At 62.4% G+C, this 18,656-nt stretch carries 17 protein-coding genes; 15 read left to right on the forward strand and 2 right to left on the reverse strand.

What is annotated here, in order from left to right:
* Nucleotides 1-5: 5 nt before the first annotated feature.
* Together AP428_RS28630 and AP428_RS28635 are read left to right on the forward strand one after the other, a co-directional pair.
* Nucleotides 6-1,328, forward strand: coding sequence for an MFS transporter (locus AP428_RS28630; protein ID WP_011549030.1), 1,323 nt, complete (start codon nt 6-8; stop codon nt 1,326-1,328).
* Nucleotides 1,329-1,330: 2 nt separating this feature from the next.
* Nucleotides 1,331-2,263, forward strand: a complete 933-nt coding sequence (locus tag AP428_RS28635; RefSeq protein ID WP_011549031.1) for an amidohydrolase — start codon at nt 1,331-1,333, stop codon at nt 2,261-2,263.
* Nucleotides 2,264-2,378: 115 nt separating this feature from the next.
* On the opposite strand, the gene AP428_RS28640 is transcribed toward AP428_RS28635, so the two are convergent.
* Nucleotides 2,379-3,272, reverse strand: coding sequence for a LysR substrate-binding domain-containing protein (locus AP428_RS28640; protein WP_011549032.1), 894 nt, complete (start codon nt 3,270-3,272; stop codon nt 2,379-2,381).
* Nucleotides 3,273-3,379: 107 nt separating this feature from the next.
* On the opposite strand from AP428_RS28640, the gene AP428_RS28645 reads away from it, so the two are divergent.
* The 8 genes from AP428_RS28645 (at nt 3,380) to AP428_RS28675 (ending at nt 12,553) form a co-directional block, all read left to right on the forward strand.
* Nucleotides 3,380-3,988, forward strand: a complete 609-nt coding sequence (locus AP428_RS28645) for a short chain dehydrogenase (RefSeq protein WP_011549033.1) — start codon at nt 3,380-3,382, stop codon at nt 3,986-3,988.
* Nucleotides 3,989-4,375: 387 nt separating this feature from the next.
* Complete coding sequence (locus tag AP428_RS36145; RefSeq protein WP_260525823.1) at nt 4,376-4,642, forward strand: DUF4148 domain-containing protein; 267 nt, start codon at nt 4,376-4,378, stop codon at nt 4,640-4,642.
* 147 nt (nt 4,643-4,789) lie between these two features.
* Nucleotides 4,790-5,695: a LysR family transcriptional regulator gene (locus AP428_RS28650; RefSeq protein WP_011549035.1), complete on the forward strand. Its 906-nt coding sequence runs from the start codon at nt 4,790-4,792 to the stop codon at nt 5,693-5,695.
* 76 nt (nt 5,696-5,771) lie between these two features.
* Nucleotides 5,772-6,665, forward strand: a complete 894-nt coding sequence (locus tag AP428_RS28655) for a LysR family transcriptional regulator (RefSeq protein ID WP_011549036.1) — start codon at nt 5,772-5,774, stop codon at nt 6,663-6,665.
* A gap of 268 nt (nt 6,666-6,933) precedes the next feature.
* Nucleotides 6,934-8,130, forward strand: coding sequence for an MFS transporter (locus AP428_RS28660; RefSeq protein WP_011694870.1), 1,197 nt, complete (start codon nt 6,934-6,936; stop codon nt 8,128-8,130).
* 290 nt (nt 8,131-8,420) lie between these two features.
* A complete protein-coding gene (locus AP428_RS28665) occupies nt 8,421-8,888 on the forward strand; it encodes a (2Fe-2S)-binding protein (protein ID WP_011549037.1) in 468 nt (155 codons plus the stop codon).
* 57 nt (nt 8,889-8,945) lie between these two features.
* The gene (locus AP428_RS28670; RefSeq protein WP_011549038.1) at nt 8,946-11,210 is read left to right on the forward strand and encodes a xanthine dehydrogenase family protein molybdopterin-binding subunit; all 2,265 of its coding nucleotides are present in this window, start codon (nt 8,946-8,948) and stop codon (nt 11,208-11,210) included.
* 32 nt (nt 11,211-11,242) lie between these two features.
* Nucleotides 11,243-12,553, forward strand: a complete 1,311-nt coding sequence (locus tag AP428_RS28675) for a cytochrome c (RefSeq protein WP_011546824.1) — start codon at nt 11,243-11,245, stop codon at nt 12,551-12,553.
* Between the two features lie 311 nt (nt 12,554-12,864).
* On the opposite strand, the gene AP428_RS28680 is transcribed toward AP428_RS28675, so the two are convergent.
* Entirely contained in the window at nt 12,865-13,785 is a 921-nt protein-coding gene (locus AP428_RS28680) for a LysR family transcriptional regulator (RefSeq protein WP_011546825.1), read from the reverse strand.
* A 109-nt stretch (nt 13,786-13,894) separates the two neighbouring features.
* Between AP428_RS28680 and AP428_RS28685 the strand changes: the two genes are divergently transcribed.
* The 5 genes from AP428_RS28685 (at nt 13,895) to AP428_RS28705 (ending at nt 18,633) form a co-directional block, all read left to right on the forward strand.
* Nucleotides 13,895-14,632: an SDR family oxidoreductase gene (locus tag AP428_RS28685; RefSeq protein ID WP_011546826.1), complete on the forward strand. Its 738-nt coding sequence runs from the start codon at nt 13,895-13,897 to the stop codon at nt 14,630-14,632.
* A 56-nt stretch (nt 14,633-14,688) separates the two neighbouring features.
* Nucleotides 14,689-15,771 carry an alkene reductase gene (locus AP428_RS28690; RefSeq protein WP_011546827.1) on the forward strand — a complete coding sequence of 361 codons (1,083 nt, stop codon included), beginning with the start codon at nt 14,689-14,691 and terminating at the stop codon, nt 15,769-15,771.
* Nucleotides 15,772-15,932: 161 nt separating this feature from the next.
* Nucleotides 15,933-16,769: an alpha/beta fold hydrolase gene (locus tag AP428_RS28695; protein ID WP_011546828.1), complete on the forward strand. Its 837-nt coding sequence runs from the start codon at nt 15,933-15,935 to the stop codon at nt 16,767-16,769.
* 76 nt (nt 16,770-16,845) lie between these two features.
* A complete protein-coding gene (locus AP428_RS28700; protein WP_011546829.1) occupies nt 16,846-17,235 on the forward strand; it encodes a limonene-1,2-epoxide hydrolase family protein in 390 nt (129 codons plus the stop codon).
* Nucleotides 17,236-17,433: 198 nt separating this feature from the next.
* Nucleotides 17,434-18,633, forward strand: coding sequence for a M20 aminoacylase family protein (locus AP428_RS28705; protein ID WP_011546830.1), 1,200 nt, complete (start codon nt 17,434-17,436; stop codon nt 18,631-18,633).
* The last annotated feature ends 23 nt before the right edge of the window (nt 18,634-18,656 follow it).

Here is an 18,656-nt window from a genome sequence, read left to right on the forward strand (position 1 = left end):
ACAACATGCAAGCCGGTTTCATGGAAGCGTCCGCGATCGAGCGCCGGACCATACGAAAGATCGTCTGGCGACTCGTTCCCTTCTTGATGATCTGCTACCTGCTTGCCTTCATCGACCGGGGCAACGTGGGGATGGCGTCGCTGCAGATGAACCACGACCTCGGGATGTCGGCGCAGGTCTTCGGTTTCGGCAGCAGCCTGTTCTTCATTTCATACTTCTTTTTCGAAGTGCCGAGCAATCTCGCGCTGCAGAAATACGGCGCCCGGATCTGGATCGCGCGGATCATGATCACGTGGGGCATCGTGTCGGCGGCGACCGCGCTCGTGCACAACGCGACGACGTTCTACGTGCTGCGTTTCCTGCTGGGCGCGGCCGAGGCCGGCTTCTTCCCGGGCGTGCTGCTGTATTTGTCGTACTGGATTCCCGCGCAGTACCGGGCGCGGATTGTCGCGACGTTCATGGTCGCGATTCCGGCCGCGAGCTTCATCGGCTCGCCGATCTCCGCGCTGCTGTTGCAGATGGACGGTGTCTGGGGCCTGCGCGGCTGGCAGTGGCTGTTCATCCTCGAAGGCATTCCCACCGTGCTGCTCGGCATCGCGTGCCTGTTCATGCTGACGAACAAGCCGGAGAACGCGAGGTGGCTCGACGACGACGAGCGCGCGTGGCTCTCGAACGCGCTGGCCGCCGGCCACAAGACACGCAAGAAGGTGCCGTCGCTGCCGCTTGCGCAGCTGTTCCGCAACCGCTACGTGCTGTGCCTCGCGCTCGTCGACACGTGTGCTTCCGCGGCAGGCAGCACGCTGTCCGTGTGGCAGCCGCAGTTGCTGAAGTCGTTCGGCTTGACCGTCATGGAAACCGGCCTGCTGAACTCGGTGCCGTACGCGGTGGCCTCGATCCTGATGGTCTACTGGGGCCGGCGCTCGGACCGCCTTGGCGAACGCCGCTGGCACACGGTCGTGCCGATGCTGCTGATCGGCGTGGGGCTGTTCGCGACGTCGCTGAGCGGATCGCTGCTGCCCACGATCTGCATGCTCTGCGCGGTGCTGGTCGGCGCATATTCGTTCAAGGGCCCGTTCTGGGCGCTCGCGACCGACATGCTGTCCAACAGCACCGTGGCCGCCGGGCTCGCGACGGTCAACGCGATCGCGAACCTGCTCGGCGGCGGGCTGATGGTGAACGTGTACGGGTGGGTGAAGGCGGCGACGGGCAGCTACGCGCTCGCCTTGATGCCGCTCGCGATCCTCACGCTCGTCAGCGTCGCGACGCTGCTGCTGCTCACGCGCAATCATGCGGCCGGCAAGCTGGTCGGCAAGACGGGGACCATCTGATCATGGCGCGCATCGCGAGACGCGGGTTCCTCCGGATCGCCGGCGCGACGCTGGCTTCGGCCGCATTGCCGAGGCTGGCCGCGGCCGACGAAACGTGGTCGAGCGGCACCGAGCGGCCGGCGTTCCGGTTGCCCGACGGGGCGATCGACTGTCACATGCACATCTACGACGACCGGTTCCCGGTCGCGCCGGGTACGACGCTGCGGCCGCCGAATGCGACCGTCGCGCAATACCGAAGCGTGCAGGCGCGTATCGGCGTGAAGCGCAACGTGGTCGTGACGCCGTCGACGTACGGGACGGACAATCGCTGCACGCTGGCGGCGATCGCGCAGTTCGGCGCCGACGCGCGCGGCGTCGCCGTGGTCGACGGCACCGTGAGCGACGACGAACTTCGGGCGCTCGATCGCGGCGGCATCCGTGCGATCCGGTTCAACCTCAGCTATCCGGGCGCGACGACGCTCGACATGCTGGCGCCGCTCGCCGCGCGCATCGCGAACCTCGGATGGCATATCGAGCTGGTGGTGCAGGGTGCGCGGCTGCCGGAGCTGGAGCCGCATCTTGCAGCGCTGCCTTGCCCGCTCGTCATCGACCATATCGCGCATGTGCCGCAGCCCGGCGGGCTGTCGTCGGCCGCGTTTCGTACCGCGCAACGCCTCGTGGAAAAGGGCCATACGTGGATCACGTTGTCGGGGCCGTACGTCGACAGCAAGACGGGCGCGCCCGCCTACGACGACGTCGCGCCGGTCGCGAAGGCGCTGATCGACATGGCGCCGGAGCGCATGCTGTGGGGCACCGACTGGCCGCACCCGACGCAGAAGACGGACAAGCCGGACGACGCAAGCTTGCTGGACGTGATCGCCGGCTGGATCGGGCGGCCGGACTGGCAGCAGCGGATATTCGTCACGAACCCGGCGAAGTTGTACGGATTTGCATAGCGCGGGGAGGCGGTCGGAAGCTTGAAGCCGCTGACGAAACGATGTCATCCTAAATTGGTGAAGACGTTTGCCCGACCAACGTATCTTCGCGCATGTCGTCGAACCGAAAAGCACGCTACGACGCGTCGCGCTCCGTCACATGCTCGAGCAAATGCGCGACGAAGCGGGTGAGCTTCGGCAGCGGGCGCCGGTCTTGTCGATACACGATATGAACGGGGTGCGGCTTCGGCTCGTAACCTTGCAGCACCTGTACCAGCGCGCCGCTCGCCAGATCGTGGCTCACCAGGACTTCCGGCTGCAGCAGCAATCCCGCGCCTGCGATGGCGGCCATTCGCAGGCCGTTGCCGTCATTGCAAGTGAACCCCGATTCAGCCGAAAAGTGCGTGCTGTCATCGTCGCCGAGCTTCCAGCCGTTGCGGCTGCTCCACACCGTGTGGAACAGGCAGTGATGCGCGCTCAGGTCCTGTGGCGTTTGCGGACGCCCGTACTGAGCGAGATAGCCCGGCGACGCGCAGATCACCATGCGATACCGGGTCAGCGGCCTTGCAACGAGGTCGGCATCACCCAGTTCGCCGATGCGGATCGCCAGATCGAAACCCTCGTCGATCAGGTCGACGTTGCGATTGCTCAATTCCAGCTCGACGCGTACGAGCGGATACCGCTGCCGGAAAGTCGCGGCTAGCGGCGCGATGACACAGGCGCCGAAGGTGATCGGCGCGCTGATTCGCAACGTACCGGAGGGCGACGCGCGTAGCCGTTCGACCGACGTTTCGGCGATGCGCATGTGTTCGAGCGCACGCTTGGCGTCTTCGTAGAACACGCGACCGGCATCGGTCAGGTTCTGGCGCCGGGTAGTGCGCTCGAGCAGGCGCGCAGCGAGACGCTCCTCCAGTTCGCGCACATATTTGCCGACCATGACCGCCGAGATTTCCAGCCGCCGCGCCGCCTCGGTGAAGTTGCCGCCTTCGACGACGGCAACGAAGGTTTCCATGGCACGCAGTCTGTCCATATTGCGAACTGTAGGTTAGGAGTGTCGGAAATTAGAGCATATTTATGGGGTCCCCGGTTCGGTGAAGAATGGCGACGTTCCAACCTGAACGCGAAAAGGAGTGTTCGATGAAGATCGTCGTAATCGGTGCCGGCGGGGACGTCGGTCGTGCCGCGGCAGATGAGCTTGCGCGTGATGGCAAGCATGAAATCATTCGCGTTGGCCGCACCCGCGGAGACCATCAGGTCGACATCACGCGTGACGACAGCGTCGGTTCGCTGTTCGGGCAGATCGGGCGCGTCGATGCCATCGTCGTCGCCGCAGGCAACGTCATATTGGCGCCAATCGAAAAGATGACGGCGGCCGATTTTCATCGAGGCCTGCAGGACAAGCTGCTCGGTCAGGTGCGCGTCGCGCTGGTGGGGCAGCATTACCTGAGCGATGGCGGCTCGATCACGCTGACGTCCGGCATCGCCGTCGATGATCCGATTGCGCAGGGTGCTCACGCCGCGGCGTCGAATGCCGGAATCGAAGGGTTCGTGCGTGCTGCTGCGTGCGATTTTCGTCGGGGTATCCGAATCAATGCGGTCAGTCCCACCATGCTGATCGAATCCGCGGAACGGTTCGGGCCGTTCTTTCCCGGTTACGAAGGTGTGCCGGCGACACGTGTGGCAATGGCGTATCGGCGCAGCGTGGAGGGCGTGCATAGCGGCCGCATCTATCGGGTTGGGCACTGAAATTAGCGCGCTTGCGGCGAAGGCTGCAAGCAGCAGTCTAAAGGTCGTCCGGGCAGATGCGTCATTGAACAAGGTTTCACGGGCTGGAGGGACGATTTATTAATACAGTGCATAGGTCTTAGCAAGCGCGTAGCTTGATCCCGTCGAGCGCCGAACGTATCGTTCGAAGCGTAGATCAACACGTCGCCATTGATATCAATCCACACACAATAAGCGGGCGGCTTCGGATGTGCATGGGTAGAGAGACATCGAGCCTGGCGCGTACAAGCCATCGCAGATTGGTTTGAGGCAATTCCACCCTCCGGGGAGGGTTCCCCACTGCTCGTGGCGAAGATAGGCGCCAGATGGCCTTGGCCAAATCATTGCAATTATTATGGAGTCCATACCTTGAAAATCCGTCTTGGTGTTTTTGCTATTGCACTCGGTATGCTCGCACCGTTGTTTGCGTCGGCTCAGTCGGTGTCGAACGGCCCGACTCGTGAACAAGTCCTTCAGGAAGCGAACCAATATGCAGCTGCGGGTTTCAACCCGGCGCGTGCGAACCCACGTACGTGGGTTGACGATGCACAAGCAGCATCGCGAGAGGTTGCAGGCATGCGCACCGCGGCCCAGCCCACGTCTCATGTTGCGTTCGGCGGCGACGCGGACAAGTGAAATGGTTCGGCGTACGACCGTGGCCGCTCGTTGCGGCGATGCGGGGCGAGGCGCTGCTTCGGGGAGCGCTAGTGGAAAGGAATTGGCTGCGTGTTGGATATGGCGATGGTATGGTGCTGTCAATGACGAGACGGTGGATGATCGATCATGGAAGACAGTACACTGCGCGATTCCTTTGGCGGGTTGACGGCACTCATCGCCGTTGCTCGCGCGAAAAGTTTTACTCGAGCTGCCGTGCAGTTGGGTGTGTCCCAATCCGCAGTCAGTCACGCAGTTCGTGCGCTGGAGGAGCGGCTCGGCGCTCGACTGCTCGCGCGAAATTCGCGTACCGTCACGCCGACTGAAGTAGGCGAGCGGCTCCTTCACATCGTTGCGCCGCGCTTGAAGGAAATCGACGCGGAGATGTCCGCTCTGTCGGATCTCGGTGGCAGCCCGAGGGGCTCCATTCGCGTCACCGCACCGGACTATCCGAGCCGGACGATTCTCGCTCCCAAGCTGAAAGAGTTTCTGCCCAAATATCCTGATATCAAGGTCGAGCTGAGTATCGACAATCGCTTTGTCGACCTCGTGGCCGAGCAGTTCGATGCCGGAGTCCGGCTTGGCGAAGCGATTGCGCAGGATATGATCGCCGTTCAAATCGGTCCTGACGTTCGCTTCACCGTCGTGGGCACGAAGCGGTACTTTGCCACCCATGCAGTGCCTCGGACACCCGGTGATCTCATACACCATAGCTGCGTGAACTTGCGACTGATGGCGCATGGCGGATTATGGGCGTGGGAGTTCGAAAAAGGCGGACGACCGGTCAATGTTCGCGTCGACGGTCAGTTGGCGTGCAACGACATTTACGAATGCCTGGCCGGTGCGGTGGCGGGGCTTGGGCTAGCGTATGTTCCGGAAGATCTCGCCGAACCGTATATCAAGGCGCAGCACTTGATACCGGTCTTGACGGACTGGTGTCCGTCTTGGGGTGGGTTCTATCTGTACTATCCCAGCCGGCGACAACCGTCGGGAGCGATGGCCCTTCTTGTATCCGCGTTGCGTCATGCGCATTAGTGTGCGAGCGCTCTTCTCGTCTGCGCGGGCCAGATTGCAAGTGAAGACGTCGCGTCCCTCTGCATGGAATCGATAAATGTCACGGGAAAACTACAGCGAGTTGCTCGCATTGATTGCGGTTGCGCGCGAACGTAGCTTTACTCGTGCGGCCGCGCAGTTGGGTATCTCGCAGTCGATGCTCAGCCATACGATTCGCGGAATGGAGACGCGGTTGGGTGTGCGCTTGCTTACACGTACCACCCGAAGCGTATCCGTGACCGAAGCTGGAGAACGATTGCTGCAGGTCGTCGAGCCCAGGTTCAACGACATTGAAGCAGAGCTCAAGAGCATCATTGAAATGCGGGACGTTCCAGCAGGAACGATCCGCATCACAGCGCCGGAGCATGCCATCGATACGTTGCTCTGGCCGCGCCTTGCGAAGATCCTCGCGTTGTATCCGCAGATCAAGGTGGAGGTGAACGCCGACTATGCGTTGACCGATATCGTCCAGAGCCGGTACGACTTTGGGGTGCGTCTCGGCGACGAGTTGTCGAAAGATATCTCTGCCGTCCGCATTGGACCCGACCAACGTTTCGCGATCGTGGCTGCGCCGTCGTATTTCGCTTCGAAACCAGTGCCGACCAAGCCGCAGGATCTGGTCTGTCACGATTGCATCAACCTTCGCCTTCCGACCTTGGGAAACCTGTGCGCATGGGAACTCGGTAAAGGTCAGCGAAAAGTGAATGTCCGGGCCGACGGGCGGCTCGTATTCAACGGCATTTACCAGGTGTTGAACGCGGCACTGTCTGGTTACGGGCTGGCCTACCTCCACGAGGACCTGGCGCAACCCCATCTCGAAACCGGGAGATTGGTGCCGGTGTTGAAACCATGGTGGCGCACGTCCCCCGGATATCACATCTACTACTCGGCTCAGCGCGAGATTTCGCGAGCGATGCACGTTCTGATCGACGCACTTCGACACACGAAGTAGCTGTTCACGTCGAAGTGGTTGAGCAATCCAGCACGTTCTCATCGTCGGATTTATCAATCCGATGCATCGGTCTATTCCGGAATCGGCGTATTCGCCAATGGCCTCCTCGACCTATTATGGGCTTCGAAGCCGGGGCCGCTAGCGATGCATTCCTGTCGCTCACGTCGAGCCGTCGGTAGCCAATACCTCCGTTGAGATGCACCAATGCTTTATCCGCGCGCCGGATGGGTTGGCGTTGCTGCGTCCTGCATTTTTGGGAGCGAACATCATGACCCCTTCATCTTCTTCATTCGTTTCCTCGCCGCGCCAGACAGGAAGCGCGGTAGGCGCCATGGCGCTGTGTGTGGCGATGCTGATCGCCTCGGAGTTCATGCCGGTCAGCTTGCTGACGCCGATTGCGCATGACTTGAATGCAACCGAGGGCATCGCTGGTCAGGCGATCTCGATTTCCGGTTTCTTCGCCGTCCTGGCCAGCTTGTTCGTCGCGCCGCTCGCCGGGCGTTTCGATCGTCGGCATGTGTTGATGAGCATGACGGTTCTGATGCTGATATCGATCGTGCTGATCGCCGTGTCGCCGAACTTCGCGGTGCTGATGATTGCGCGGGCGTTCCTGGGGCTTGCGGTCGGAGGTTTCTGGTCGTTGTCCACAGCCACGGTGATTCAACTGGTGCCGGCACAACGCGTACCCAAGGCGCTCGGAACGATCTATATGGGTAATGCGATCGCGACAGCCTTTGCTGCTCCGATTGGCGCGTACGTCGGTGGCCATTTGGGTTGGAGATTCGTATTTGCTGCGCTGGTGCCTTTGGTACTGGTGAATCTAGTATGGCAAGCGGTAAGCCTGCCGAGCATGCCCCCCCGAGCAGCCATTCCCATCACCCGGTTGTTCGGACTGCTGAAGCGCCGAAACGTTGCGGTCGGAATGGTTGCGGTCATGCTCACCTTCGCCGGCTCCTACGGGACGTTCACCTACTTCCGTCCGTTTCTGGAAGCGGTAACCGGAGCAGACGCCAATCAACTGTCGATGCTATTGCTCGGATTGGGCGTGGCCGGTTTTGCTGGGACCCATTTCGCGGGCACGATGCTGCACCGCAACCATGTTTACCCTCTGTTGCGCTGGTTGCCGATTGCGCTCGCCGCCGCGACGCTGGGATTGGTGCAGTTCGGCCACCTGTTCGCGGGCGCCGCGACGATGATGATCGGCTGGGGCGCCGTGAATGCAGCGATTCCCGTCACGTGGTCCACCTGGCTGGCGAAGGAAATCGACGACGAGCCCGAAAGCGGTGGGGGCTTGATGGTCGGATCGATTCAGCTGGCGATCATGCTGGGCGGCGCGCTAGGGGGAGAACTCCTCGATCGCATCGGCGTGTTCGCTCCGTTGATGGGCGGGGTCGTGTTGCTCGTTCTTTCGGCATTGCTCATTGGTAATGGTGCGCGCCTGAAGAAGACCGAAAAGCTCGACTGACCCGGTTTTGGCGGCACGTACGCCGTTCGCTTCCGAAGCTGCGCCGCCAGCAAAGGCTGGCGGAATTGCCCGAAGTGCCGGCTGCTGGAAAGCAGTGTCAGCGGCATCGACGTCGAAGGTGCTTCCTGCCGAAGCGGTTCGAGCGTACGCCAACACAGCGCTTCACAGCGTACTTGGCCAACGCGGATTAATCAATTCTGCTCATGGCCGCATTCAACAATTCAAGGTTCAGCGCAGGCCGCATAACCGTAGCATCGAGGCTTGCGTAAATCTCAGATACGGATGGCGTCATGGTAAAGCTTGCGGTCAATGGTGAGAGTCGTTCGTTTGACGGCGATCCGAGTATGCCGGTGCTTTGGTATTTGCGCGACGAGCTCGGGCTGACGGGGACGAAGTTCGGGTGCGGCATGGCGCTGTGTGGCGCGTGTACCGTTCTCGTCGATGGCAGTCCGATTCGATCGTGCGTAACACCGCTTGCGAATGTCGCAGGTCGCAAGGTAACGACGATCGAAGCCGCCGAGCAATTGCACATAGGCCAAGCGCTGCAGGCCGCCTGGATCGAGCACCAGGTGCCTCAGTGCGGCTATTGCCAGTCCGGGCAGATCATGTCGGCGATCGCGTTGCTTTCCACGAAGCCGCGTCCGACCGACGACGATATCGACGCAGCAATGAGCGGAAACGCGTGCCGATGCGGCACCTATGTCCGGATTCGTGCTGCCATACACAAGGCCGCGAATGTGCTCGCAGCGCGAGCGTAACGCCAGCCAGGATTCTCGGCTATCACGACGCTCGTGACAAAAAACAGGAAGCAATCCATGACGAACCACGCCGGTGTTCCGAACGAAGACGCGGAATCGACTGTGAGCGACAGTCCCTCCATCGCAATGTCTCGCCGCAACTTTCTGGGCAGCATGGCGGCGTTCACGCTTGCGCTCAGCTTCCACGGAGGCACGGCCCGCGCGGCGGCCGTGATCGGAAAGTCGACGGCACGGTTGTCTTTCGAGCCCAATGCATTTATCCGCGTTGCCGCGGATGGCAAGGTGACCGTGATCTCGAGTTACCTCGAAATGGGCCAAGGGACGTTTACGGGGCTGGCTACGCTCGCCGCCGAGGAGCTCGACGTGAGCTTGAGTGACATCACCGTGACGGGGGCGCCTGCCGATGTGGAGCATTACATCAATCCCGTCCTCGCGGCGCGAGGGTTCAAGGTGCAGGCGACCGGCGGCAGCACGGCGATGGCTGGCGCCTGGGTTCAAATGAGGCACGCGGCAGCCACCGCGCGGACCATGTTCGTTGCCGCCGCAGCCAAACGGTTCGGTGTGCCTCGGAACGAACTCGTGGTAGAGAACGGCGTCGTCGTCCACCCGCGTTCGGGACGCCGGGCAACGTACGGTAGTCTGGTGGCCGCGGCTTCCGCGGAACCGATCCCCAAGGAAGTCGTGCTCAAGGATCACGCCCGATTCCGATTCATCGGCAAGAACGGTACGCGTCGCTTGGACGTTCCCGCCAAGGTCAACGGTAGTGCGATCTACACGCAGGACATTCGACTTCCGGGCATGCTCGTCGCCGCGATCGCGCATCCTCCGAAGTTGTGGGCAAAGATACGCAGTATCGATAGCGCCAAGGCGCTGGCCGTCCCCGGCGTGGTCGCGGTGGTGCGGGTTCCAGGTGACGACGAGATTCAGGGTGGTGCGGCGGTACTTGCCCGTAACACGTGGGCGGCCCGTCAGGGAAGGGACGCGCTGAAGATCGAGTGGGACGAGCGCGGTGCGCTGACCGCGGATTCTTTCATGATCGTCGCGAAGTTTCGCGAACTGGCCGGTACGCCGGGCGTGGTGGCGAAGGCGCGCGGCAAGGTGCTGGACGGCACACCCAGCGGTGCCAAGGTGATCGACGCGATCTATGAGCAGCCCTATCTGGCACATGCGCCGATGGAGCCGCTCAACTGCGTCGTGCATTTGACGAAGGACCGCTGCGAAATCTGGAACGGCGAGCAATGGCACACCGGAGATAGCAATGCAGCCGCGAAGGAACTTGGCTTCGCGCTGAACCAGGTCCAGCTGCATCAGCTCTACGCAGGGGGGAGTTTCGGCAGGCGCGCCAATCCGCGATCGGATTTTGTCCGCGAAGCCGTTCGCATTGCGATTGCTGCCCGTAAAGCGGGCATCGACGCGCCGATAAAAATGGTGTGGATGCGCGAAGACGACATGCGCGGTGTTCAATATCGCCCGCTGACCGTCCATCGTGTGCGTGCGATCGTCGATGCGTCCGGACAGCTGGCATCCTGGCACCATCGTATCGTCGGGCAGAGCTTCATGCCGTCGCCCGATCCCACGACGGTCGACGATAACCTCGTGGAAGGAGCGGCCGACACGGGCTATGCGATTCCGAATTTCCGGGTGGAGCAGCATAGCTACAACGCGTTCGCGATACCCGTGGCGTGGCTTCGGTCGGTAGGGCATACGCACACCGCGTTCGTGGTCGAGACGATGATCGATGAACTGGCCGCGGCGGCCGGGAAAGATCCCTATGCGTTTCGACGGCAACTGTTGCAGTCAAGCCCACGCGACCTCGGTGTGCTCGATCTCGCCGTCGAAAAGGCAGGGTGGGGCAAGCCGCTGCCTGCATCGAAACCCGGCGACCGGCGAGCGAGAGGCATTGCCGTCCACGCGTCGTTTGGTACGCACGTCGCTCAGGTAGCCGAAGTCACGCTGCGCCAGGACGGCTCCTACTCCGTAGACCGGATCGTATGTGCCGTCGACTGCGGCACGGTGATCAACCCTGACATTGTTGCCTCCCAGATCGAGGGCGCTGCCGCGCTCGGCCTTTCGTTCCTGCATCAAGCGATAACGTTCAAGCAGGGACAAGTCAAGGAAAGCAATTTCCACGACTATCCGATTCTGCGTATGAATGCGATGCCGCGAGTCGAGGTGTACATGGTGTCGTCGACTGCCGCGCCTACGGGCATCGGCGAGCCCGGCACGCCGCTTCCTGCGCCGGCCGTGGCGAATGCGCTTGCTGCCATCACCGGCCGGCGGATTCGCGCATTGCCTTTGCGTGATGACGTGCTCGCAGCTTGAACGGGAATATCGACTTGAAACGAATTGACACCATGAAGATCCTTCGCCGGATCGCTTGCTTTGGACTGCTGGTCATTCTCGTCGCTGCAGGATGGTTCGCATACACCGCGCTTCGACCGTCCGGGCCCGAACCGGTGTCGCCTTTCGCGGGCGTGCCGGCGGATCTACCGGCAGGTGTCGCGCGCGGCGCCTACCTCGCGCGGGCGGCGGATTGCGTCGCATGTCATACGGCTCCGGGCGGCACGCCCTATGCGGGCGGACGCGCGTTCGACCTGCCGTTCGGGAAGATCTATTCCACCAACCTCACGCCCGACAAGGAAACCGGCATAGGCGACTGGACTGACGACGCGTTCGTCAGGGCGGTGCGTCAGGGTGTCGGTCGGGCCGGGCACCTGTATCCGGCGATGCCTTATACGTCATATACGGCAATGAGCCGCGAAGACGTGCTGGATATCAAGACGTATCTGCTTTCCCTGGCACCGGTGCGACAGGCTGCGCCGCTCAATACGCTCGCGTTTCCGTTCAACCAGCGTTGGGGCATGGCGTTCTGGAATGCGATCTTCTTCCACGAGCAGCGATTCAGGCCCGATCCAGCGAAAAGCGTCGAGTGGAATCGCGGCGCGTATCTGGCAGGGCCGCTCGGGCACTGCGGCGAATGTCATACGCCACGAAATGCCGGATTTGCGATGCAATCCCGCGCGTATCTGTCGGGTGCCGACATCGATGGCTGGAAAGCGTATAACACGACGCAGGACGATCTTTACGGCATTGGCGCATGGCGGGACGAGCAGATTGCCGGCTATCTATCGACAGGGCATGCGCGCGGCCGCAGTTCCGCGGCGGGCCCAATGGCGGAGGTCGTCGAGCATAGTCTTCAACATTTGACGTCAAACGACATCGGCGCGTTGGTCGCATACCTTCGCGGGATAACGCCTGTGAAGGGTGGCGGTGCAGGCCCCGTTGAGCTTGCGCCGGCCGCTGCGCGCGCGTCGAATCCGGTCCTGCCGGGGGAAAGCGCCCGCGACGAAAATGGTCGTGGTCGACGTCTGTTTGCCGCGGACTGCGCGGGATGCCATCAATGGAACGGTGCAGGACGACAATCGCCGTATGCCGACCTCGTCGGCAGTCGTGCGGTCAACGATCCATCGGGTACAGCGCTGATGCAGGTGCTGCTCCATGGAACGAATGTGCAGATCAATGGACAGACCCACATGATGCCGTCATTCGGAAGTGTGTACTCGGATGCTGATGTGGCGGCTGTCTCGAACTACGTGATCGCGCATTTTGGCGATAAAAAGGGCACGGTGACCGTACAGCAGGTTCACGGGAAGCGCCGCGACTGATCACCGGATGAAAGCACGCGTTGCTGAAGCGATCGGCGGGCGACGGTCCGTTGCCGTGGAGCGTGCGCCGCCGATGCCGCCGCGGGCGGCGTCGGCATGGCCCTCCCTCAATGGACGAAAGGTCTTGGGGCAACTGTGGTCGGTATGGCCGGCTCAGAGTAGAACGTCGAACTTGCGCGGAAGGACCGCAAGGATGTGGTTGCGATGAGCGAAGAGCTGTTTCGCGTCATTCGCCGTGGCTGCCGGAATCGTTCCGTCGAAAGATCGCTTCGGCCGCTCCTCCAGGTAGTCCGAAAACCATCGGCTGCCCGTCAATGCTCTGCCGCATACGAAGCGAAAACCTTCTTGAGGTATGCCAGCAATACTTTGACGTTCGGACTACTACGGCGGCTCTCCGGCCAAAGGGCGGTGATAGTGGAGCGCGGTTCGACGAACTCGGTGAGGATCGGCACGAGTTCCCCGCGCCGGACGTACGCTGCCGCGACATACGTCGGCGAAATGCCCACGCCTCCGCCAGCCGCCATGACGGCAGCCACCGCATCGCTGGTATCGACGACGATGTCCGCATCCGGCGTGAGGCTGAGCGGCCCTTCGTCCGTGGCAAACGTCCAGCGAAGAACTTGCCCCGAACTTTGAAAGCGAAAGTTCACGCAATCATGCTCCACGAGTTCGTCAGGATGCCTGGGAACACCGCGTTTGGCGAGGTAGTCCGGAGACGCATAGGCGCCGATGTAGTGAGGCGAAAGCGCTCGCGAGACCAAACGAGAGCCCGTGAGATCCCCGACGCGAACGGCCACATCGATACCTTCACCGACGAGGTCGACGAAATGATCGCCCAGGCGCAGGTCGATCGACAGCTTGGGAAAGCGCTGGCGAAACGCGGGTAGGGCGGGCGCGATGAGATGAACCCCGATCGGCAGCGGCGCGGTCACTTTCAGGATGCCCGCAGGCTCGGATCGCGCCGAGGCAGCGGCCTGTTCGATCGCTTCCATTTCCGACAGCAGGCGCAGCGTGCGTTCATGCAGGTCGCGCCCTTCCTGAGTCAGCGTCAATGACCGTGTCGTGCGGTTGAACAGTTTGATCTCGAAGTGACGCTCCAGACGCTGGATACTTTTGCTTATCGCGGAAGGCGTGACGCCGAGCGCCCGCGCCGCAGCCGAATAGCTTCCCAACGATGCCGCGCGGCTAAATGCGATGAGGCCGGTGAGACGGTCCAGGCTGATTTGTTCCATGGCGGAAATATAGAAGCGAATCGGGCGCTGATTATCAATGTCGGCCGTCAAGTATAGAGTCTCTGCACGGCGCCGTTTCGAGTTGCGCCGGCTGACAGGGACCCACTCCATGACCTCTGATTTCGATTCCCATTCACTCAAGAGCAAGTCCGTCCTCATCTTCGGCGGAACGTCCGGAATCGGCCTTGCGGCAGCCAAACAGGCCAAGGCCGCGGGTGCAAGCGTCACGGTGGTCGGGTTCAATCCGGAGGGTGCCGAACAGGTCGCCATCGAGAATGGATTCGCGGGTTGGCGGAGCGCCGACGTGACCCGGCCGGAAACCATCGTCTCGGCACTGGCCGACATCGCTCACGTCGACCATCTCGTTCTCCTCGCGGGAACCTTCGTGGCAGGCAAGGTACTCGACGCGGATGTCGACTATCTGCGGCGGGCGTTCGACGAGCGCGTTTGGGCCGCCGTCCATACTTTGCGCGCGCTGGGTGACCGCCTGGCGGCCGATGCCTCCGTCACGTTTATTTCCGGCGTGTTGGCCGACCGACCCAATGCCTATGGCACCGCCATTCTTGCGTCGGCATCGGCCGCGATGGAGGCGCTGGCCAGAGGGCTGGTTCTGGAACTTGCGCCTCGCCGTGTCAACACCGTTTCGCCCGGCACCACCGACACGCCGTTGCTCGCTCGCACGCTCGGCGAAGGTCGTGACGCGTACGTCAACGCATTGAAAGACAAATTGCCGTTGCATCGGTTGGGAACCGCCGAAGAAGTGGGCGCGGCAGTGGTGTTCCTCATGAGCAATGGATCGATGAACGGCGAGACGATTCATGTCGACGGCGGCGCTCGCCTCGTCTGAACTGGGTGAAGCGTTGCCGGCATTTCCACGTTGGCGAAAACAAGAAGGAGGTTGGGGTGCCTACGCTGTTTGATCCCTTGCGACTCGGTGCGATTGAAGTGCCCAACCGTATCCTCATGGCGCCGATGACGCGTGCGCGGGGAACGCGCGAACACGTACCGACCGCGATGATGGCGGACTATTACAGTCAGCGTGCCTCCGCGGGGCTGATCATCTCGGAGGCGATCGGCATCTCCCGGCAGGGCCTGGGATGGCCTTACGCCACCGGGCTGTGGACAGCTGCGCAAATTGCCGGCTGGCGCACGGTGACCGATGCCGTGCACGAAGCGGGCGGCCGCATCATTGCGCAGCTGTGGCATATGGGGCGAGTCGTGCATCCGAGCTTTCTGGATGACGCACCGCCTGTCTCCTCGTCCGAGACGACGGCGCCCGGCCACGCTCATACCTACTCGGGCAAGCAGCCCTACACGCAGGCACGCGCACTCGAGACAAAAGAAATTCCCGCGATCATCGAGCAGTTCGCCGCCGCGGCACGAAATGCGCTGCAGGCTGGCTTCGACGGCGTACAGTTGCATGCGTCGAACGGTTATCTGATCGATCAATTCCTGCGAGACAGTGCCAACTTCCGCGGCGACGCGTATGGCGGATCGATCTCGAATCGGCTCCGGCTGCTCATCCAGGCAACCCGGGCTGTCGCGGATGTAGCGGGTCCCGGCCGTACCAGCGTCCGCCTGTCTCCGAACGGCGAAACGCAGGGCGTGCGCGACAGCGATCCCTTGCCGTTGTTTATCGCGGCCGCCGAGGCGCTGTCCGCGGTAGGGATCGGGTTCCTGGAACTGCGCGAGCCTCCGCTGAACGGCAGTTTCGGCGTCGGGTACCTCGACCCGCTCGCGGCGAAAATTCGACCGGCTTTCAAAGGACCGCTGGTGCTCAACTCGGATTTCGACGCCACTCGAGCTCAGGCAGAACTCGATGCGGGCGTCGCCGACGCCGTTACGTTCGGGCGCCCGTTCATTTCCAATCCGGACTTCCCTCGGCGTCTGGCCGAAGCGATTCCGCTCGCGTCAGACGACCCGGCCACATGGTTCACGCAAGACGCGCAGGGCTACATCGATTACCCGTTCGCGGCGTCGACGTAACCACTCCTTCCTGAGGCGGCTCGAGATCGGACGGCACCCGCGGGCGTGCTTTTCGCCTGCCGGCCGCATTCCGGCGACCACCCTGCGAGATCGCGCGGGCCGCGACGACGACTTCCGCAGCACCCGTTACTTCCCTGCAACCGTACGAAAGGAACACGATCATGTCATTCATTACCACGCGGGACGGCGTAGACATTTTCTATAAAGACTGGGGCCCCCGGGACGCTCAGCCGATCGTGTTCCATCACGGCTGGCCGCTCTCCGCGGATGACTGGGATACCCAGATGCTCTTCTTCCTGGCGAACGGGTATCGCGTTATTGCCCACGACCGGCGCGGACACGGGCGCTCGTCGCAGGTCGCAGAAGGTCACGACATGGATCATTACGCAGCGGACGCGTTTGCGCTCGTCGAGACACTGGACCTCAGGCATGCCGTGCATATCGGCCATTCCACCGGCGGGGGCGAAGTGGCGCGCTATGTTGCGAGGCACGGCGAGCCGACGGGGCGTGTCGCAAAGGCCATTCTCGTGAGCGCCGTGACGCCGCTGATGCTGAAGACGCCATCGAATCCCGAAGGCCTGCCGCTGGATGTCTTCGACGGGCTACGCAAGGGGCTCGCTGAAAATCGCGCGCAGTTCTTCGTAGACGTGCCCGCGGGCCCGTTCTACGGGTTCAATCGTCCTGACGCGACCGTTCATCAGGGCGTGATTCAGAACTGGTGGCGCCAGGGAATGATGGGTAGCGCGCAAGCCCACTACGAGGGTATCAAGGCGTTTTCGGAAACGGACCAGACCGAAGATCTCCAGTTGATCGGCGTGCCGACGCTGGTGCTTCACGGCGAGGATGACCAGATCGTCCCGTACAAGGACGCGGCGCTCAAGGCGATCAAACTGTTGAAGAACGGCAAGCTGAAAACGTTCCCGGGCTTCTCCCATGGGATGTTGACCGTCAACGCGAGTGTCTTGAACGCGGAACTGCTGGCATTCGTTCAAGAATAAGACTGGCGGGACATCGCGCACCTGCTGGTGCGCGATGTCCCGCGCCTGCTTTTCCCCCCCATTTTGAGGAGCCGAGATGACTACCGATGTTTTGGCCGTGGCGCTTCGATTCTTTTCGCTTTGGACCGAAAACCGCATCGACGACGCGCTGTCGATGCTCTCCGATGATGTCCTCTACGACAACGTTCCGTTCCCCGACATCGTTGGACGGGACAATGTTCGCCAATTCCACGGCGACTTCGGGATCGGTACGACGTTCAAGGTCGACTGGACGGTGACCCATATCGCCGCAGCGGGAAACGTCGTCCTCAATGAGCGGATCGACGTCTTTCAACACGAATCAGGCGGAAAAATCACGCTTCCCGTGATGGGTACCCTGACCATCGTCGATGATCGAATCACGGTTTGGCGAGACTACTTCGATCCCGCGGACTTCGATCGGCAGTTGAGTGCAATCAAGAAGTAGTCTTACGCCGCAGTAGCGGGTACCCAATCGAAAACTACAAGCCGGACCGGCGCATCCGTACTAACCCTGATTAAAAACACTTATCACGGTGAAAAATTCCGCATCTTCTTGAACCGATATCGGCTGGCTATAGTGGCTCGCTTTCCCGCATGCAAACGCCGCGTGCGAGACACGCTGACAATCAGCAGGAGCCCCTTGATGACCACCGATACCCCCAATACCCGCTTCACCGAAGTCGAGGATCTGATGCCCGCCGCCGGCGGGCTGCGCGAGATCCGCCACCACATCCACCATCATCCCGAGCTCGCGTACGAAGAGCACGACACGGCCGCGCTCGTCGCGGACAAGCTCGAGCAATGGGGCTGGCAGGTGACGCGCGGGGTCGGCAAGACGGGCGTGGTCGGCACGTTGCGGGTGGGCGACGGCACGCGCAGCATCGGCATTCGCGCCGACATGGATGCGCTGCCGATCGTCGAGGCGACCGGCCTGCCGTATGCGAGCGGCACGCACGGCAAGATGCACGCGTGCGGCCACGATGGCCACACGACGATGCTGCTGGGCGCCGCGCAGCATCTCGCGAAGACGCGCAACTTCTCGGGCACCGTCCACCTGTATTTCCAGCCGGCGGAAGAGCACGGCGTCGACAGCGGCGCGAAGAAGATGATCGACGACGGCCTGTTCGAGCGCTTCCCGTGCGATGCCGTGTTCGGCATGCACAACCATCCGGGCGCGGCGCCCGGCGTGTTCCTCACGCGGCGCGGCCCGTTCATGTCGGCCGGCGACAAGGCGATCATCACGATCGAGGGCGTCGGCGGCCACGCGGCTCGGCCGCACCTGACAGTCGATCCGGTCGTCGTCGCGGCGAGCATCGTGATGGCGCTGCAGACGATCGTCGCGCGCAACGTCGACCCGTCGCAGCCGGCGGTCGTCACGGTCGGCTCGATGCACGCGGGCACCGCGAACAACGTGATTCCGAACGGCGCGCGCCTCGAACTCAGCGTACGGTCGTTCAGCCCGGAAGTGCGCGCGCTGCTCAAGCGCCGCATCACCGAGCTGGCCGAAACGCAGGCCGCGAGCTACGGCGCGAGCGCGAACGTCGAGTACATCGAAGGCTATCCGGTCGTCGTCAATACGGATGCCGAAACGGATTTCGCCGCGCAGGTCGCGCGCGAACTCGTCGGCGATGCGCACGTGGTCGAGCAGACCGACCTGCTGATGGGCAGCGAGGATTTCGCGTTCATGCTGCAGCAGCGGCCGGGCTCGTTCGTGCGGCTCGGCAACGGCGAAGGCGAGGACGGCTGCATGGTGCACAACCCGAAATACGACTTCAACGATCGCAACCTGCCGATCGGCGCGGCGTTCTGGACGCGCCTCGTCGAGCGTTACCTCGGACAGTAATCGCGGCGGCGGCGGGCGGCCGG

Origin of the sequence: Burkholderia sp. E168m22, assembly GCF_001319805.1 — a bacterium.
Lineage (GTDB): Bacteria > Pseudomonadota > Gammaproteobacteria > Burkholderiales > Burkholderiaceae > Burkholderia > Burkholderia orbicola.

Excerpts from the sequence above, each read along its gene's own strand:
- AP428_RS28640 (WP_011549032.1), bottom strand. The coding sequence starts at position 3,272 with ATGGACAGACTGCGTGCCATGGAAACCTTCGTTGCCGTCGTCGAAGGC.
- AP428_RS28685 (WP_011546826.1), top strand. The coding sequence starts at position 13,895 with ATGACCTCTGATTTCGATTCCCATTCACTCAAGAGCAAGTCCGTCCTC.
- AP428_RS28660 (WP_011694870.1), top strand. The coding sequence starts at position 6,934 with ATGACCCCTTCATCTTCTTCATTCGTTTCCTCGCCGCGCCAGACAGGA.
- AP428_RS28630 (WP_011549030.1), top strand. The coding sequence starts at position 6 with ATGCAAGCCGGTTTCATGGAAGCGTCCGCGATCGAGCGCCGGACCATA.
- AP428_RS28645 (WP_011549033.1), top strand. The coding sequence starts at position 3,380 with ATGAAGATCGTCGTAATCGGTGCCGGCGGGGACGTCGGTCGTGCCGCG.
- AP428_RS28680 (WP_011546825.1), bottom strand. The coding sequence starts at position 13,785 with ATGGAACAAATCAGCCTGGACCGTCTCACCGGCCTCATCGCATTTAGC.
- AP428_RS28635 (WP_011549031.1), top strand. The coding sequence starts at position 1,331 with ATGGCGCGCATCGCGAGACGCGGGTTCCTCCGGATCGCCGGCGCGACG.
- AP428_RS28670 (WP_011549038.1), top strand. The coding sequence starts at position 8,946 with ATGACGAACCACGCCGGTGTTCCGAACGAAGACGCGGAATCGACTGTG.
- AP428_RS28650 (WP_011549035.1), top strand. The coding sequence starts at position 4,790 with ATGGAAGACAGTACACTGCGCGATTCCTTTGGCGGGTTGACGGCACTC.
- AP428_RS28665 (WP_011549037.1), top strand. The coding sequence starts at position 8,421 with ATGGTAAAGCTTGCGGTCAATGGTGAGAGTCGTTCGTTTGACGGCGAT.
- AP428_RS28695 (WP_011546828.1), top strand. The coding sequence starts at position 15,933 with ATGTCATTCATTACCACGCGGGACGGCGTAGACATTTTCTATAAAGAC.
- AP428_RS28655 (WP_011549036.1), top strand. The coding sequence starts at position 5,772 with ATGTCACGGGAAAACTACAGCGAGTTGCTCGCATTGATTGCGGTTGCG.
- AP428_RS28675 (WP_011546824.1), top strand. The coding sequence starts at position 11,243 with ATGAAGATCCTTCGCCGGATCGCTTGCTTTGGACTGCTGGTCATTCTC.
- AP428_RS28705 (WP_011546830.1), top strand. The coding sequence starts at position 17,434 with ATGACCACCGATACCCCCAATACCCGCTTCACCGAAGTCGAGGATCTG.
- AP428_RS28700 (WP_011546829.1), top strand. The coding sequence starts at position 16,846 with ATGACTACCGATGTTTTGGCCGTGGCGCTTCGATTCTTTTCGCTTTGG.